Source organism: Flavobacterium endophyticum (genome assembly GCF_003634455.1).
In the GTDB taxonomy this organism is placed as follows: domain Bacteria; phylum Bacteroidota; class Bacteroidia; order Flavobacteriales; family Flavobacteriaceae; genus Flavobacterium; species Flavobacterium endophyticum.
On record NZ_RBLC01000001.1, the window covers coordinates 615,995 to 631,729 of the forward strand.

Genomic DNA, 15,735 nt, shown 5'->3' on the forward strand with positions numbered 1-15,735 from the left:
GTTCTTAGGAACTACATTAAAAAATCCCGAAATCTGATTTCGGGATTTTTATTTTAAAGCACTTTATTGTTTACTTCTAAGAAAACCAATGTTTCGTTTTCTAAAGCAGTATTGTGTTCGAAAAAAATGACTTGTTTTTCAAGAACAGCCTTAATAAGATACCTATTTCCTTTAAAAAAAGATTGCTTTACTTGAACTTGAATAAAACCGGATTGGGCTACCTTCAACTGATGCGGATACAAAAGCAACGTAGTCGTCGTTCCCTCTTCATCATCGACAGCAATCTCGTTGACCTCTCCAAAAAGCGAGGCCACATATTTATTAATAGGATTAAAATATAATTCTTTTGAAGGTGCCTTTTCAAGCATTTTTCCTTTTTGCATCACGATAGTCTCATCGGCAAAAGAAAGCGCATCAGCGCTATCGTGTGTGGCAACAATACAGATTATGCCCTTTCTCTTCAAGTAGGCAAAAAGATTTCTTCTGAGCGCATTTTTTCTAAAATTATCAATATGGCTGAAAGGTTCGTCCAATAACAGAACTTCCGGCTCTAATGCTAAAACGCGTGCCAGCGCTACCCTCTGTTGCTGGCCTCCGCTTAAATATTTTGCTTTTACCTTAGCATAATCAGACATTTCAACCATGGCGAGCAGGTCTGCGACGCGCTGCGCCTTTTCTTCCTTATGGACGTTGGAGAGGTATTTGCCGACATTCTCTTCTACCGTTATATAAGGCATGAGATCGAAATCTTGTGCTAAGTATTTTATATAATCTTCTCCTGGAATCAGATTAAATTTTGGGCCTAAAATTTGGGTCTCATTATAAAAAATCTCGCCTTCATCTAAATCATAAAGACCGTAGATTAATTTCAAAAGCGTGCTCTTTCCGCAACCGCTTTCGCCGATTACTGCAATGTTTTGTCCTTTTGGGATTGTAAAACTGATATTCTGTATGACTTGTTTCTCGGAATAACCGAAAGAAATATTTTGAACTGATAACATGTATGGTCTTGATTGAAGAATGCAAAGTTACAAAGTTTGACTGCAACAGAAATGGAAACTTTTAAAGATATTGAGAAAAGAAAAAGCCTCCCAATGGGAGGCCTTTTTTATGTAATCTAATTTTTTAATTAGAATTTGTAAACCAATCCTAATCTGATGTCTCTTGTGTCAAGACCGAAATCAAAAGAATTCGTTTTTTCAGCACCGTCAGCATCTGGTTTAGTAGTTTCGAAACCTAAGATTCCGAAAGTAGCTTCTAATGACAAGTTTTTAGTGATGAAATAGTTAACACCTGGAGCTAGAGCAACGCCAAAACCGTCACCTTTGAATTCTCCAAGCTCTTCTGCTTCAAGATCAAACTCATTATCGTAGCTGTTGTAGTTTACACCCAACTGTCCGAAGAAAGAAAATTTAGAAGCTGGTGTAAAATAGTATCTACCAAAAGCACCTACAGAAAATGTGTTGTTTTTAGCATCATCTCCACCAAATTCAATTTTTGATGACTCATACCCTAATGCAACACCAATAGCGATGTTTTCAGTTACGAAATAACCAGCGCTTGGAGCGATGATGAAATCACTAGTTTTGAAATCTCCAGTTTTAGTTGAACCAAAACCTACAGCTCCTGAGATGAATACATCACCTTTTTTAAACCCTTCAGTAGTTTCTTCTTGAGCGTTAGCAAATCCGAAAGCGAATACTGCAGCTACTGTTAAAATAATTTTCTTCATGTTTGTTTAGTTTTAAATAACGGCGCAAATGTATAAAAAAAATAACACGAAACAACTTACGTGTTATTTTTTTCATTGGCATTAAATTCGCTCGCAACACCCTTATTTTACTTTATTTTCTGATAATCAACATCGTAACTAAAAAAGCACCAAGAATAAATAATTGTAAAACTAAAAAAGCTTCCCAATAGGAAGCCTTTTTTTTATGTAATCTAATTTATTCTTAGAAGTGCAAAGCAAAACCAATTCTTACTTGGAAAACATCATCAAAGAAATCTTCGTTTAAGCTTTTGTTGAATCTCAAACCTGGCTCGATAGATACGTTTTGACCTAAGAAGATTGCATAACCACCTTGGATTCCTAGGTAAGATGGATTTTCATCTGCATCTTTAACAGAAGCACCAGAGTAATCAAGTTGTACTGGGATTTGGCTAATGATATAGTATTTAGCGCCAATTTTGTAAGAGAATGCAGAAACATCGTCTCCTAAATCAACATAACCTAAACCAGCTTTGATAGCCAAATCATCCATGATGAAATAACCACCTTCAGCACCCAAAGACCATGTAGTCTCACCGTCCACAGAGTTTAAACCAAAAGAAGTATCAGCAGAATGAGCAGCACCAAATCCAGTGTTTGCTTCAATCAACCATTTTCCTTTTGCAGTTTGTCCAGCGTTAGCTGTACTTTTAGCGTCTTGAGCATTTGCGAATCCGAAAGCAAATACTGCCGCTACTGTTAAAATAATTTTTTTCATGTTTGTTTAGTTTTAAAATTATGAACAAATGTAAAAAAAAAATAATACGAATCAACTTACGTTCATTTTTTTAATTAACTTAATTTTAAGAAAAAAAATATTAATAATTTCCTAAATTTAAATTTATCTCAAAAAAACATGGCTAAATTTGTCCATAGAAGCAAGTAGAAAAACTTTAAACCACCTTAAAAAATTTATTATGAAAAAACTTATCGTAGCTGCAATTTTAATCATTGCAGGAGCAACAAATGCTGATGCACAACTTTTAAAATTTGGTATTAAAGGAGGCGTTAACTTTGCCAACTTTAACGGAGGCGTCGACGGTATCGACTACAGCGGCAGAACAAGCTTTCATGCTGGTGCAGCTGCAGAAATAAAACTTTTTCAAAATTTTTCACTGCAACCTGAGCTTTTATACACTTCTCAAGGTGCGGATGTAGATGGAGTTGGCGATTTCAATTTAGATTATGTGGCTGTTCCTGTTTTGGCAAAGTTTTACATTATTTCTGAAAAATTAAGCCTTGAAGTAGGTCCTCAGTTCTCTTTCTTGATTGACGAAGCAGAAGAAGCTTTTGACAACAAAAGTTTTGATTTCGCAGCAGCGGGAGGTTTAGGGCTTAACATTACAGACAACTTCTTTGCTCAGGCAAGATATACTATCGGGCTTTCGGAAGCTTCAAAAGATGCCGAAGTTAAAAATGCTGTATTCCAATTATCTCTTGGATACTTCTTTTAAAAAATAGTTCTCAATAAAAAGAAACCGTTTTGTTTAGGCAGAACGGTTTTTTTATTATTTATCATTTCACAAACACTGGAAATTCCTATTTTTACAAAAACATCTTCCATGAGAATCATTATCATCAATGGCCCTAACTTAAATCTGCTCGGAAAACGCGAACCCGAAGTCTATGGACATACTACCTTTGAGGAATACTTCGCATCGCTTCAAGCTGAATTTCCTTCGCTTGAGCTTCATTATTTCCAAAGCAATATTGAAGGAGAGATTATTGATAAGCTTCATCAGACAGGCTTCTCTTTTGATGGAATCATTCTCAACGCGGCTGCATACACGCATACCTCTGTAGGAATTGGAGATGCTGTAAAGGCGATTAGCACTCCTACAGTCGAAGTACATATTTCCAATACCTTTTCAAGAGAATCCTTCAGACACCAATCGTATATTTCGCCAAATGCAAAAGGCATCATTATCGGCTTCGGACTTGAAAGCTACAAACTGGCCATAAACTCTTTTCTCTAAAAAAATTTTGGCCATGCAACCATGTTGTAAATAAATTCGTCTATTTATTTACACGTATGATTGTATATTAACTTAAACTATTACATCCTCCGCATGAAAAAATTTTTTACGCTACTTCTACTTGCCTTTTCTATTTGTGGATTTTCGCAGATCAAGGGAAAAATTACTGACGAATCTGGAAAAGAACTTCCGGCCGTAAACGTATATATCGAAAACACTTATAACGGAACATCTTCTAACGAGCTCGGGTTTTATGAACTAAATATAAAATCACCAGGGAAATATATTGTCGTTTTCCAATACTTAGGTTACAAGACGCAAAAGACAACGGTTAATGCAGAAAAATTTCCTCATGTTTTGAACGTTACTCTTGCCGAAGAAAACATCTCGATTCCCGAAATTGTTATTGATTCAAAAGAAAACCCTGCCAATGCTATTATCCGAAGCGCGATAGCTTCTAAAAAGCAAAATTCGGAAATGACGGCAAAATTCAATGCTGATTTTTATTCTCGCGGTATTTTTAGAGTAAAGGATGCACCGAAAAAGATTTTAGGCCAGAAAGTAGACGAAGATGGCATCTTGGATTCTACAGGAACAGGAATTATTTATTTATCTGAAACTGTGTCCAGAATTACCTACCAAAAGCCAGACAAGCTAAAGGAAAACATCATCGCTTCTAAAATAAGCGGAAACGACAAAGGATTCAGCTACAATACGGCCAGAAATACCGATTATGATTTTTATGAAAACTATATCGATTTCAATATTAATATGGTCTCTCCGATTGCTAACAATGCTTTTAACTATTACAAGTTCAAAATGGAGGGTACTTTTATCGACGAAAACAACAATACCATCAACAAGATTAAGGTAACTCCTAGAAGAGACAGCGAGCCTGTTTTTGAAGGCTACATTTATATTGTTGAAGATTCATGGGCTATTTATGCCGTCGATCTTGATATCAAAGGCTATAGAATGCAGGAGCCTATTATAGATGTGATGAATCTTACGCAAAACTTCAGCTACAATTCCAATTCAAAAATATGGGCAAAAAGCTTGCAGACCTTAGAGTTTAATGCCGGGCTTTTCGGAATCACGTTCACAGGAAAGTTTACGCATGCTTTCAGCAACTATGAGTTCAAGCAAGAATTTGAAAAGAAAACTTTTACCAAAGAAATTGTTTCTATCGATAAAGAAGCGAATAAAAAAGATGATACCTTTTGGGATGCGATGCGTCCGGTTCCTTTAACAGACGAAGAAACAAAAGACTATGTCAAAAAAGACAGCATACAAACGATACGCAAATCGAAAACCTATCTTGATTCGATCGACAGAAAGGATAATAAATTTAAGATTCCCGACCTAATTACCGGTTATACTTACAAAAACTCCTATAAAAATTGGTCTTTGAAATACGACGGAATTCTAGAGTTCCCTACTTTTAATACAGTTCAAGGCTGGAATCTGAATTCTGGTTTTTCATTCATGAAAAGAAATCCAGACGAAAATACATATACGACATTTGGCGTAAAAATGAATTATGGGTTTGCTGAGGAAAAGCTAAGAGCTGTTGGTTATTTCTCAACCCGACTGAACAACCAGACCAATTCCTATCTCTACGCTGCTGCGGGTAATGAAGTTGCTCAATTCAATCCTACTGCAATTAGCGGTATCGTGAATACCGTAAGCACTTTATTCTTTAAGGACAACTACATGAAGTTATACGACAAGACTTTCGGGCGAATCGGATACCAGCAAGAAGTCGTAAATGGTCTTACGCTAACCGGAAACGCAGAATATTCTAGAAGAAAATCGCTTTTCAACAATACGGATTATGTAATGATAAAAAGAGATAAAGAATATACTTCAAACAATCCTCTTGCTCCCGATGCGCATACGCTGCCTATTTTCGAAACGCACAACTTGGCAAAAGCTTCTATCACGGCACGAATTAATTTCGGACAGGAATATATTTCTAGGCCTGACGGAAAATTAAACCTTAGAAACGACAAATATCCTGTGCTTTCGGCAACTTATGAAAAAGCTTTTGCAGGAAGCGAAAAAGAATACGAATACGATGCTGTCCATGCGCGCCTAGTATATGATGTTACTTTAGGAAATAAAGGAGAATTTTGCATTAACCTGAAAGCAGGGAAGTTCTTTAATGCTGAGAATATTTCTTTTGCAGATTACAAACACTTTAACGGAAACCAGACTCATATCGGGCAATCTGACAGATATTTGAATGTATTCAATCTTCTTCCTTATTATACGCATAGCACGAATGATTCCTATATTGAGTTGCATGCCGAGCACAACTTTAAAGGCTATATCATGAATAAGATTCCATTACTAAACAAGCTGAAATCAAATCTTGTGGTCGGATATCATGCTATTGCAATTCCAGACGTAAAACCTTATTCAGAGTTTACAGTTGGATTAGACAATCTTGGTTTTGGAAAATTCAGGATGCTTCGTGTGGATTATGTACGTTCTTACCAAAACGGATTCCAAGGCGACGGTGTCATCTTCGGACTGAAATTCTTGAACATTCTAGAATAACAACAAACAAAAAGGCGTTTCGATTGAAACGCCTTTTTTAATAGTATTTAGAGAAATTATTCGGTTACGATTTTGGCTCCTAGAGCTTTCAATCGTTCCTCTATATTTTCGTATCCTCTGTGGATTTGTTCGATGTTTTGGATTTTGCTTACTCCTTTTGCAGAAAGCGCAGCGATCAATAAAGAGATTCCGGCACGGATATCTGGAGATGACATAGTCGTCGCTTTTAATTGCGATTTGAAATCATGTCCGATAACAACAGCTCTATGTGGGTCGCAAAGAATGATTTTTGCTCCCATATCAATTAATTTATCTACGAAGAACAGACGGCTTTCAAACATTTTTTGGTGAATCAGAACACTTCCTCTCGCTTGTGTCGCCACAACCAAAACAATACTCAACAAGTCAGGAGTAAAACCTGGCCATGGAGCATCTGAAATTGTCAAGATAGAACCATCGATATAATTTTGTATTTCATAACCTTCTGTATGAGCCGGAATATAAATATCATCGCCTCTTTTTTCTAGCGTAATTCCAAGCTTTCTGAAAGTTCCAGGAATCACTCCAAGATTTTCCCAGCTTACATTCTTAATGGTGATTTCGCTACGCGTCATCGCTGCCAATCCAATCCAAGAACCAATTTCGATCATGTCTGGAAGAATTGTGTGCGTACAACCTTTTAACGATTCAACACCTTCAATTTCTAACAAGTTCGAGCCAACTCCGGTAATTTTAGCCCCCATAGAGTTCAGCATTTTGCAGAGCTGCTGTAAATAAGGCTCGCAAGCGGCATTGTAAATCGACGTTTTTCCTTCTGCCAAAACAGCTGCCATAACGATATTGGCAGTTCCTGTAACAGAAGCCTCGTCAAGAAGCATTGTAGTTCCTATTAATTTAGTCGCTTCAACGCCATAGAAATGGTCTTCTCTATTATAACGAAATGAGGCTCCAAGATTGATAAAGCCTTCGAAATGTGTATCTAGTCTTCTTCTTCCGATTTTGTCTCCTCCTGGTTTTGGAATGTATCCTTTTCCGAAACGAGCTAAAAGCGGACCGACAATCATAATGGAACCACGAAGCGAGCTTCCTTCTTTTTTGAAAGCTTCCGACTCTAAATAAGCCATGTTCACTTCATCAGAAAGGAAAGTATAAGATCCTTTTCCGATCTTTTCGATTTTGACTCCAAGATTTTTCAATAAAGTAATCAGTTTATTGACATCGATAATATCCGGAATATTGTTTATCGTTACTTTTTCCGGAGTCAGCAATACAGCGCATAAAATCTGTAATGCTTCGTTTTTCGCTCCTTGTGGCGTAATTTCTCCTTTTAAAGGAACGCCACCTTCAATCTTGAAAGTTTCCATTTTTTAAAATTATGAGTTTATCGATTATGAGTATAAGTGTATATTTTACAATTTATAACTCAAAACGTTAAGGTTTCCTATTGTTGTTTTTGTTCTGATTGTTTTGCTTGCCGTTGTTGTTCTTAGGCTTTGCTTTTTGCGGTAGCGGCTGGTTTTTATTCGACATTTTTTTGTTCGTGCGCATCAAATCTGTAGAATTGAGCAATTCTTCCGAACTTGCCTTCAAATTGATTCTGCCGTTTGACAGCTCGTATAAATGTTCAAAAATAACGTCATCTTTCACCGTATCCTTGTTCCAGCTCAGGTAAGACTTTTTCATGTGATTGGCAATAACCTTGATCAGCGCGCTTTTCAATTCGCCTTCTTCCCATTTGTTGGCGACATCAATCATGTATTTGATGTTGTTTCCGTAGAATCTATATTTCGGGAAATTTTGCGGATATTTCAAGCGATCCGGCTTCTGCTGCAGCATTTCTCTCGACGGTACCGGATACGGAGAATCGACATCTAATTTAAAATCAGACATGATAAAAATCTGGTCCCAAAGCTTGTGCTGGAAATCTGGAACATCCCGCAAATGCGGATTCAAGCTTCCCATCACGGCAATAATATATTTTGCGGCTTTGTTTCGCTCATTCTTGTCTTCGATTACAGTGGCCTGGTCGATCAGTTTCTGCAAATGGCGTCCGTATTCCGGAATAATCAAATGCGGTCTTTCGGCATTGTACTCCAAATGATGAACGATGTCGTGCGGGTTTTCTTTTATGTACATAAAATTGTCGTGAAGCTTTAAAGCGAGATAATCCCTTCTATAGTGGAAACCTCTAAATATTTATCAATGATGCTCTGTGAGCTTTTCATTCTTACATTTACAGAAATACTTGTAAATTTTCCTGTTTTCGACTGCGTGGTATTGATTACGGCACCCATAGCATTAAAAGCATTTTCTACCGCATCAACCTTTTCTTTATCTGTAGGCACTATGAATTTAAAAAGATATTCTGCCGGCCAGACATTTGCATCATCCAATTCTACTTTCAGCCTTTCATAAAATTCCTGGGTCTTCTTATCCATCTTCAAAATTAAAATAAAAGCAAATATACGGTATTGATTTTAGATTTAAGAATTATGAAATTAATTTAATATGAAATGAGAACATTCGCCATTCGCATAAAACATCAAGCCATCCAAACCAAGCGCTTTTAAAAAAACTAAATTCGCTTTAGTATCTAAAAATCTTTAAGTAAATTTGCGCCTTATTTTCAAAAAGTGCAAAAAGATATTGTTGTAATTATCGGCGGCCCGGGAACTGGCAAGACGACCATCATCGATGGTTTGCTGGAACGCGGACACTGCTGTTTTCCTGAAATTTCACGAGAAATAACGCTGGAAGCCAAAAAACAAGGAATTGAGCAATTGTTCCTCGAAAATCCATTGCTTTTCAGCGAATTGCTTTTGGAAGGAAGAAAAAAACAATACCACCAGGCCTTAAAAGAAAAAAGCCCTGTAGTTTTTATCGACCGCGGCATTCCAGATGTATTGGCCTACATGCACTATATCGGCGATGCCTATCCTGCTTTTTTCGACGAAGCCTGTCGTGAGCACAAATACACAAAAATCTTTATCCTGCCGCCATGGGAAGCCATTTATGAAAGCGACGATGCGCGGTATGAAAATTACGAACAAGCTACTTTGATCTACAAACACTTGAAGGAAACCTACGAAAGTTATGGCTATTCCTTGATTGAAGTTCCAAAAGACACGGTAGATAACAGAATTCTTTTTATCTTAGGGCATCTTTCGAACTAGAAATATGCAAGAAGCGCTATCGATTCTTCAAAAATATTGGAAACACGATTCGTTCAGAACGCCACAGGCTGAAATCATAGCTTCGGTCTTGAGCGGATGCGATACGTTTGCCCTAATGCCTACTGGCGGTGGAAAATCCATCTGCTTCCAGATTCCTGCCATGATGCGTAATGGAATCTGCCTCGTAATTTCACCGTTGATTGCCTTAATGAAAGACCAGACGGCCAATCTTCAAAAGATAGGCATCAAAGCAATTGCTTTGACTGGAGGCATTTCTACTGATGAAATCAGCGATCTTTTAGACAATTGCCTCTACGGAAATTATAAATTCTTATACCTGTCGCCAGAGCGATTGCAGGCGGATTGGATTATGGACCGCATCAAAAATCTGCCGATTAATCTTATCGCAATAGATGAGGCGCATTGCGTTTCGCAATGGGGACATGATTTTCGTCCAGCCTATCTTAAAATCGCTTCTCTAAAGACCCATTTTCCAAAGATTCCTTTCTTGGCCTTGACAGCAACGGCAACCGAGCGCGTAAAAGAAGATGTTATTATCCAGCTGGGATTAGAAAATCCTGCTATTTTCAAGAAGTCTTTTGCGAGAGAAAATTTGGCGTATATGGTTTTTAATGTGGAAGACAAGCTTTACCGACTAGAACAAATACTGAAAAAGAATCCGCAGCCTTCTATTATTTATGTCAGAAATAGAAAAGCCTGCCTTGATACGGCTTCGCAGCTAGAAGCTTTAGGAATCAAAGCTACGTTTTATCACGGCGGCCTCCATAGCAGGGAAAAAGAAAAAAACATGAGGCTCTGGATGGACGAAGATGTCCAAGCTATTGTTGCGACAAATGCTTTCGGCATGGGAATCGACAAGGCAAATGTAAAAACAGTAGTCCACATCCAATTGCCAGAAAATCTTGAAAATTATTATCAAGAAGCAGGACGCGGCGGCAGAAACGGAGAAAAGGCTTTTGCCGTTTTGCTGAACAGCCCTTCTGACGTGCAATATTCCGAAAACCAGATCTTGAATAATCTTCCCGACAAGAAATTCTTGAATGAGATGTATGTAAAATTGTGCAACTTTTTCCAAATTGCCTATGGCGAAGGAATTGACGAGCAATTTTCTTTCAACATCAACCAGTTCTGCGTCCAATACGGATTTCCAATCTTGAAAACCTTTAACGGCTTGCAATTTTTGGACAGGCAAGGAATTATTACGCTTTCACAGGAATTTTCAGAAAAAGTAACCGTACAATTTATCATAGAATCCAAAGAAGTAATCCGTTACACAAGCCTGAATCCGCAAGACGAAGAAATCATTCTGGCGATGTTGCGCACCTATCCTGGCATTTACGAAGTTGTTACTCCTATAAACATTTCCCTAATCGCAAAAAAATCAGGCAGCAAAGAAAACCAAGTCGCCGCTGTATTGCAGAAATTGCAAGAAAGACAAATCATCGAGTACCACGCCAAAAGCAATGATTCTACGATTACCTTCAATGAAGTTCGCGAAGACGATAGGACGATCAACCGCGTCTCAAAATACCTGGAAAATCAAAATAATTTGAAAAAAGCCCAGCTGGAGGCAGTTTTAGACTATGTAACTAATGACAAATCCTGCAAAAGCCGTCAGCTCTTGAGTTATTTCGGCGAAAAAGACAGCCAAAACTGCGGTATCTGTTCCTTCTGTATCAAACAAGACAAAACACCGAGTCCTCTTTCTTCTATTGCAGAAAAAATCTTGGGATTGTTGCAAACCAGTCCGATGAGTTCAAGAGAAATCCAAATGTATTCTAAATTTCCCGACGATGCCATTATCTTTGCACTGAAACAACTATTAGAAACGAACAAGATCGAACTCTTGCCAAACAATAAATACACCTTGAAATAGAATGGAAAAATTACGCATCATTTTTATGGGAACACCAGAATTTGCAGTTGGAATTCTGGACACAATACTTAAAAATAATTTTGAAGTCGTTGGAGTAATCACTGCTGCCGATAAGCCAGCGGGCCGCGGCCAGAAGCTAAAATATTCGGCTGTAAAAGAATATGCACTAGAAAAAAACTTAAAATTATTACAGCCGACAAATCTAAAAGACGAAACTTTCCTTGAAGAATTAAAAAACTTAAATGCGAATCTTCAGGTTGTGGTTGCCTTTCGAATGCTCCCGAAAGTGGTTTGGGAAATGCCTAAATTAGGAACATTCAACCTTCATGCTTCGCTCTTGCCTAATTATCGTGGTGCAGCTCCTATAAATTGGGCCATCATAAACGGAGAAACCAAAACTGGCGTAACTACATTCTTCATCGATGATAAAATTGATACCGGAGCAATGATTTTGAGCACGGAAATAGAAATTACTCCAGACGAAAATGCAGGAATTCTCCATGATAAGTTGATGGATTTGGGTAGCAAGACCGTAATTGATACTTTACATCTGATTGAAAATGACAAAGCAGCAACTACCATACAAAAAGATACAGATGATATCAAAACAGCTTACAAATTAAATAAAGACAATTGCAAAATTGACTGGACCAAATCTGGAAAAGAAATTCACAATCTAATTCGTGGCCTTTCTCCCTATCCTGCAGCATGGAGCTTTTTTAGCGACAAGGACCAAGAATGGAATGTAAAAATATACGAAGCACGTTTTTCACAACAAGATCACACAGAAACTATCGGAAAAATCATTACGACTAAAAAAGAAATGAAAGTTGCAGTTAGTGACGGTTATATTGAAATACTACAATTGCAATTTCCGGGAAAGAAAAATCTAAAAACAGCCGAACTATTAAACGGTATTAGTTTTGGAGGCGAGGCAAAAGCTTTCTAATCCCGCATAAACACTGATTTGACAGCGATTTCGAGAAAAACAAGTCGGTTTTATTAACAAAAGCCCCAAGTTATCAACAAATCGGTGAAAAACACTCGAAATGTCTTGCCCAGTAAGGAAATCCTATTAAATTTGTTATAATTAACATAATGTTTAACCAACAATTAAAACTATTATTATGAACAAATCAGAATTAATCGATGCTATCGCTGCTGACGCAGGAATTTCTAAAGCAGCTGCAAAACTAGCTTTAGAGTCTTTTTTAAATAACGTAGGTGGTACTTTGAAAAAAGGTGGCAGAGTATCTTTAGTAGGATTTGGATCTTGGTCAGTATCTTCTAGAGCTGCAAGAGAAGGAAGAAATCCTCAAACTGGAAAAACTATCAAAATTGCTGCAAAAAATGTAGTAAAATTCAAAGCTGGTGCTGAATTAGAAGGATCAGTTAACTCTAAATAGTTTTTTGTCCCGATATAAATCAAAGCCTTCCATTTGGAGGGCTTTTTTTATGCAATTCATCGAATTAATTTGGAACAAAAAAAATTTATTGTTAAATTTAGTAAAAATTGCAAGAAAATGATTTCAGAAAAACTCAAAAAAGGAATCTTACTGATTGCGGAACCATCCATAATCGGAGACCTATCATTCAATCGCTCAGTTATTTTGCTTGCCGATCATAATGAAGAAGGTTCTGTAGGATTTATCCTTAACAAGCCTTTAGAGTACAGCATCCAAGATTTGATTCCTGAAATTAATGCAAAATTTAAAATTTATAACGGAGGGCCTGTCGAACAAGACAATCTTTATTTTATCCATAATATTCCAGATTTGATTCCCAACAGCATTGAAATTTCAAATGGAATTTATTGGGGCGGTGATTTTGAATCTACGAAAGACCTCATCAATGAAGGAAAAATCAAGAAAAACAACATCCGTTTCTTCTTAGGATATACAGGCTGGGATGCACAGCAATTAGACAAAGAGATGCAGGCCAATTCGTGGATAATTACAAAAAACATCTACGAAAATAAAATTATCGGAAAATCAACTACTGACTTCTGGAAGCAAAAGATTTTAGAATTAGGAGGCGATTATGTAATCTGGTCTAATGCTCCGGAAAACCCTATCCTAAATTAGCTTAAACGAATCTGAGCATTTAATCGAAGTAATAAATCTTTAGCCGTTTTTGTCTCGTATTCTTTCTTGCGATATTTTGTTATTGGCTGAATTCCTCTAATTACATTCGTAATAAACAATTCATCCGCTTTTTGCAAGTCAAAAGGAGAAATTGGCGTTTCTTCCACCTCAATTGTTTCTATCTTTTTTGCGAGTGTCAAAATTTGTTTGCGCATCACGCCATTCAGGCAGCCTTCAGAAATTGGAGGCGTAATCAATTTATTACCCATGAGCATAAAAAGATTTCCGTTTAATGCTTCGATTACGTTTTTATCATCATTGATTAGAAGACAGTTGTCATAGCCATTTTCATCAGCAAAAATACTTCCCGTCACGTTTATCATCCTATTTGACGACTTTGTGGTTGAAAGCAAGTGTTTTGCCACAACAAAATCTTTATAAAGCTCTACTTCATACTCCTCTTTTTCAATACGATAAACGGAATTTTCGAGAGGCTGTACGGTAACCAAAAAGGAAACATTATTATCTTTTGGAAGATAAAATCCTCCTTCGTTTCTATATACAGAAATTCTAGCTCTTGAAGAAGCTGAAAGATTTTCAGCAGTTGCCAGCGAAAGAAGCTGTTCCTCAAAATATTCCATCGTAAAATTCATCGGAATTTCCATCCTAACGATACGCATGGCAGACATCAGCCTAAAATAATGATCTTCAAGGAAAAGAATTTTTCCATCTAAAATTTTTACCGTTTCAAAAACAGAGTCCCCATATAAGAATCCTCTGTTACCTATCAATAAATTTGCTTCTGACGTAATGTTTCCGTTGAAATTGATCATAAAAAAAGCCCTGAAATTAAATCAGGGCAAATATAAGTCTTAAAAACAGAATTACACTATACAGATCCTATTACGTGCTTCAAATCCGAAATTTGGTTTTCCCACAATTGTGTAGATTCTTCTACTTCGTCTTTTTCGGCAAAATCAACTACCATCAGAGAAACATCTTTAGTGATTTCATCAACAAGGATTCGCAATTCAAAAAAATACTCCCCATCTTGGCCATTTTCGTCAATCCAACGAAATTTCACTTTCTCTCCTGTTTTTTTTGAAGCCAATCTGGCTTTCTCTTCTGCATCATCCCATATGAACGTAAAAAACTCCCCTCGAGAATTAACATTATCAGCAAACCATTCTGACAATCCAGAAGGTGTTGATATATACTGATATAGCAATTGCGGTGAAGAATTTAGAGGAAATTCTAATTCATATCGTACTTTATTTTCCATAGGGCATCGTTATTTTTTTGGAAATATATAGAATAAAATCAAATTAACGATGATTTAAAAATTATTTTTTTTTGCTGATTTATATTTGCAACCTGTAAATTTAATTTTATATTTGCACCCGCATTCGACAAGGATGCATGACCTAAAATGGCGAGGTAGCTCAGTTGGTTAGAGCGCAGGATTCATAACCCTGAGGTCACGGGTTCAACTCCCGTCCTCGCTACTTAGTAAAAATGCTATATTTTTCAGCATTAAAAACATGTTCAAGCCCACTTAAAAAGTGGGCTTTTTTATTGATTAACAACAATTTACCGTGTTCAAAAAAAAATTAAGGTTCTCAATAGGCAAAAAAGTCATCTTTTTTTAAAAATATCATAAAGCACTGATTATCTGATAATTAAAAGTGTTCAAACTCTCATTCAGGCCTAAAAAACGCAAATAACTAAATATCAATAAGTTAAGGTGTTCAAAATCTCGTTCCCATATTAAAAATTACAAATCGAGCGTCTGAGAGTTGAACTTTTTTTAAAATCACATAAATTATTGATTATCAGAGCCAATACTAACTAAATGTTCGGCTATAAAACCACAGAAGCGCTTTTTCTTCGCTGATGAATCAATTTCTGAGTATATAGAAAATTTTTACAATGTCCGGAGAAGGCATTCCGTCCTTGGAAATCTGACAATAAAAGAATTTCAAAATCAGTGCAAACTCGCATGACGCGAAAAGGAGATATGGGCAACAAAACCGATTTGCAAAGCAAATATCAATACTATGAATACTGATTGAGATCGATAAAGTAATGCCAAAGTTGCATTTCCACTAAAGGTTTATTTCGGATAGTAACTGAAACTAATTTTTCTATTCATTAGTGAGCTTACAGAGACTAAATTTTCTTTTGCTCCCTTTTTTGCCTCAAAAAGGGAGAAACTGATTACCAAAACTACCCCATACTCATCCTGCATGGAATTGAAACTGCTAATCTTGTA

The 15,735-nt window shown here is 36.7% G+C and carries 16 protein-coding genes and 1 tRNA gene; 9 read left to right on the plus strand and 8 right to left on the minus strand.

What is annotated here, in order from left to right; all coding sequences use genetic code 11:
* Positions 1–53: 53 nt before the first annotated feature.
* From CLV94_RS03060 to CLV94_RS03070, 3 genes are all read right to left on the minus strand, one after another.
* Positions 54–1,001 (minus strand): ABC transporter ATP-binding protein, encoded by a 948-nt coding sequence (locus CLV94_RS03060; protein WP_121374977.1) that lies wholly within the window; start codon positions 999–1,001, stop codon positions 54–56.
* A 128-nt stretch (positions 1,002–1,129) separates the two neighbouring features.
* Complete coding sequence (locus CLV94_RS03065) at positions 1,130–1,732, minus strand: OmpW family outer membrane protein (protein WP_121374978.1); 603 nt, start codon at positions 1,730–1,732, stop codon at positions 1,130–1,132.
* 223 nt (positions 1,733–1,955) lie between these two features.
* On the minus strand, positions 1,956–2,489 hold the full coding sequence (locus CLV94_RS03070; protein WP_121374979.1) for a hypothetical protein: 534 nt from the start codon (positions 2,487–2,489) through the stop codon (positions 1,956–1,958).
* Between the two features lie 199 nt (positions 2,490–2,688).
* On the opposite strand from CLV94_RS03070, the gene CLV94_RS03075 reads away from it, so the two are divergent.
* The 3 genes from CLV94_RS03075 to CLV94_RS03085 all read left to right on the plus strand — a co-directional run bounded on the left by CLV94_RS03075 (position 2,689) and on the right by CLV94_RS03085 (position 6,309).
* Positions 2,689–3,225 carry a porin family protein gene (locus CLV94_RS03075; RefSeq protein WP_121374980.1) on the plus strand — a complete coding sequence of 179 codons (537 nt, stop codon included), beginning with the start codon at positions 2,689–2,691 and terminating at the stop codon, positions 3,223–3,225.
* Between the two features lie 108 nt (positions 3,226–3,333).
* Positions 3,334–3,747, plus strand: coding sequence for a type II 3-dehydroquinate dehydratase (gene aroQ, locus CLV94_RS03080; RefSeq protein ID WP_121374981.1), 414 nt, complete (start codon positions 3,334–3,336; stop codon positions 3,745–3,747).
* 93 nt (positions 3,748–3,840) lie between these two features.
* Positions 3,841–6,309 (plus strand): DUF5686 and carboxypeptidase regulatory-like domain-containing protein, encoded by a 2,469-nt coding sequence (locus CLV94_RS03085; RefSeq protein ID WP_121374982.1) that lies wholly within the window; start codon positions 3,841–3,843, stop codon positions 6,307–6,309.
* Positions 6,310–6,365: 56 nt separating this feature from the next.
* Here the strand turns inward: CLV94_RS03085 and murA are convergent, their stop codons facing one another.
* The 3 genes from murA to CLV94_RS03100 form a co-directional block, all read right to left on the minus strand.
* Positions 6,366–7,673: a UDP-N-acetylglucosamine 1-carboxyvinyltransferase gene (murA, locus tag CLV94_RS03090; protein WP_121374983.1), complete on the minus strand. Its 1,308-nt coding sequence runs from the start codon at positions 7,671–7,673 to the stop codon at positions 6,366–6,368.
* Positions 7,674–7,740: 67 nt separating this feature from the next.
* Entirely contained in the window at positions 7,741–8,445 is a 705-nt protein-coding gene (locus tag CLV94_RS03095; protein ID WP_121374984.1) for a DUF4290 domain-containing protein, read from the minus strand.
* Positions 8,446–8,462: 17 nt separating this feature from the next.
* Positions 8,463–8,747, minus strand: coding sequence for a DUF493 family protein (locus CLV94_RS03100; RefSeq protein WP_121374985.1), 285 nt, complete (start codon positions 8,745–8,747; stop codon positions 8,463–8,465).
* 195 nt (positions 8,748–8,942) lie between these two features.
* Here CLV94_RS03100 and CLV94_RS03105 point away from each other — a divergent pair, with 195 nt between their 5' ends.
* The 5 genes from CLV94_RS03105 to CLV94_RS03125 all read left to right on the plus strand — a co-directional run bounded on the left by CLV94_RS03105 (position 8,943) and on the right by CLV94_RS03125 (position 13,463).
* The gene (locus tag CLV94_RS03105; RefSeq protein ID WP_121374986.1) at positions 8,943–9,482 is read left to right on the plus strand and encodes an AAA family ATPase; all 540 of its coding nucleotides are present in this window, start codon (positions 8,943–8,945) and stop codon (positions 9,480–9,482) included.
* 4 nt (positions 9,483–9,486) lie between these two features.
* Entirely contained in the window at positions 9,487–11,379 is a 1,893-nt protein-coding gene (locus CLV94_RS03110; RefSeq protein WP_121374987.1) for a RecQ family ATP-dependent DNA helicase, read from the plus strand.
* 1 nt (position 11,380) lies between these two features.
* Positions 11,381–12,328, plus strand: a complete 948-nt coding sequence (gene fmt, locus CLV94_RS03115) for a methionyl-tRNA formyltransferase (protein ID WP_121374988.1) — start codon at positions 11,381–11,383, stop codon at positions 12,326–12,328.
* A 178-nt stretch (positions 12,329–12,506) separates the two neighbouring features.
* Positions 12,507–12,785: an HU family DNA-binding protein gene (locus tag CLV94_RS03120; RefSeq protein ID WP_056069491.1), complete on the plus strand. Its 279-nt coding sequence runs from the start codon at positions 12,507–12,509 to the stop codon at positions 12,783–12,785.
* 117 nt (positions 12,786–12,902) lie between these two features.
* Entirely contained in the window at positions 12,903–13,463 is a 561-nt protein-coding gene (locus CLV94_RS03125) for a YqgE/AlgH family protein (protein WP_121376218.1), read from the plus strand.
* Here CLV94_RS03125 and CLV94_RS03130 read toward each other — a convergent pair.
* On the minus strand, positions 13,460–14,296 hold the full coding sequence (locus CLV94_RS03130; RefSeq protein WP_121374989.1) for an aminotransferase class IV: 837 nt from the start codon (positions 14,294–14,296) through the stop codon (positions 13,460–13,462). The two genes, CLV94_RS03125 and CLV94_RS03130, sit on opposite strands and share 4 nt — an antisense overlap.
* Before the next feature lie 56 nt (positions 14,297–14,352).
* Positions 14,353–14,745 carry an START-like domain-containing protein gene (locus CLV94_RS03135; protein WP_121374990.1) on the minus strand — a complete coding sequence of 131 codons (393 nt, stop codon included), beginning with the start codon at positions 14,743–14,745 and terminating at the stop codon, positions 14,353–14,355.
* A 149-nt stretch (positions 14,746–14,894) separates the two neighbouring features.
* Between CLV94_RS03135 and CLV94_RS03140 the strand changes: the two genes are divergently transcribed.
* A tRNA-Met gene (locus CLV94_RS03140) sits at positions 14,895–14,968 on the plus strand.
* The last annotated feature ends 767 nt before the right edge of the window (positions 14,969–15,735 follow it).

What these genes read in the sequence shown, in the direction of transcription:
- CLV94_RS03060 (WP_121374977.1), bottom strand. Translation starts at nt 1,001, where the DNA reads ATGTTATCAGTTCAAAATATTTCTTTCGGTTATTCCGAGAAACAAGTC.
- CLV94_RS03065 (WP_121374978.1), bottom strand. Translation starts at nt 1,732, where the DNA reads ATGAAGAAAATTATTTTAACAGTAGCTGCAGTATTCGCTTTCGGATTT.
- CLV94_RS03070 (WP_121374979.1), bottom strand. Translation starts at nt 2,489, where the DNA reads ATGAAAAAAATTATTTTAACAGTAGCGGCAGTATTTGCTTTCGGATTC.
- CLV94_RS03075 (WP_121374980.1), top strand. Translation starts at nt 2,689, where the DNA reads ATGAAAAAACTTATCGTAGCTGCAATTTTAATCATTGCAGGAGCAACA.
- aroQ (WP_121374981.1), top strand. Translation starts at nt 3,334, where the DNA reads ATGAGAATCATTATCATCAATGGCCCTAACTTAAATCTGCTCGGAAAA.
- CLV94_RS03085 (WP_121374982.1), top strand. Translation starts at nt 3,841, where the DNA reads ATGAAAAAATTTTTTACGCTACTTCTACTTGCCTTTTCTATTTGTGGA.
- murA (WP_121374983.1), bottom strand. Translation starts at nt 7,673, where the DNA reads ATGGAAACTTTCAAGATTGAAGGTGGCGTTCCTTTAAAAGGAGAAATT.
- CLV94_RS03095 (WP_121374984.1), bottom strand. Translation starts at nt 8,445, where the DNA reads ATGTACATAAAAGAAAACCCGCACGACATCGTTCATCATTTGGAGTAC.
- CLV94_RS03100 (WP_121374985.1), bottom strand. Translation starts at nt 8,747, where the DNA reads ATGGATAAGAAGACCCAGGAATTTTATGAAAGGCTGAAAGTAGAATTG.
- CLV94_RS03110 (WP_121374987.1), top strand. Translation starts at nt 9,487, where the DNA reads ATGCAAGAAGCGCTATCGATTCTTCAAAAATATTGGAAACACGATTCG.
- fmt (WP_121374988.1), top strand. Translation starts at nt 11,381, where the DNA reads ATGGAAAAATTACGCATCATTTTTATGGGAACACCAGAATTTGCAGTT.
- CLV94_RS03120 (WP_056069491.1), top strand. Translation starts at nt 12,507, where the DNA reads ATGAACAAATCAGAATTAATCGATGCTATCGCTGCTGACGCAGGAATT.
- CLV94_RS03125 (WP_121376218.1), top strand. Translation starts at nt 12,903, where the DNA reads ATGATTTCAGAAAAACTCAAAAAAGGAATCTTACTGATTGCGGAACCA.
- CLV94_RS03130 (WP_121374989.1), bottom strand. Translation starts at nt 14,296, where the DNA reads ATGATCAATTTCAACGGAAACATTACGTCAGAAGCAAATTTATTGATA.
- CLV94_RS03135 (WP_121374990.1), bottom strand. Translation starts at nt 14,745, where the DNA reads ATGGAAAATAAAGTACGATATGAATTAGAATTTCCTCTAAATTCTTCA.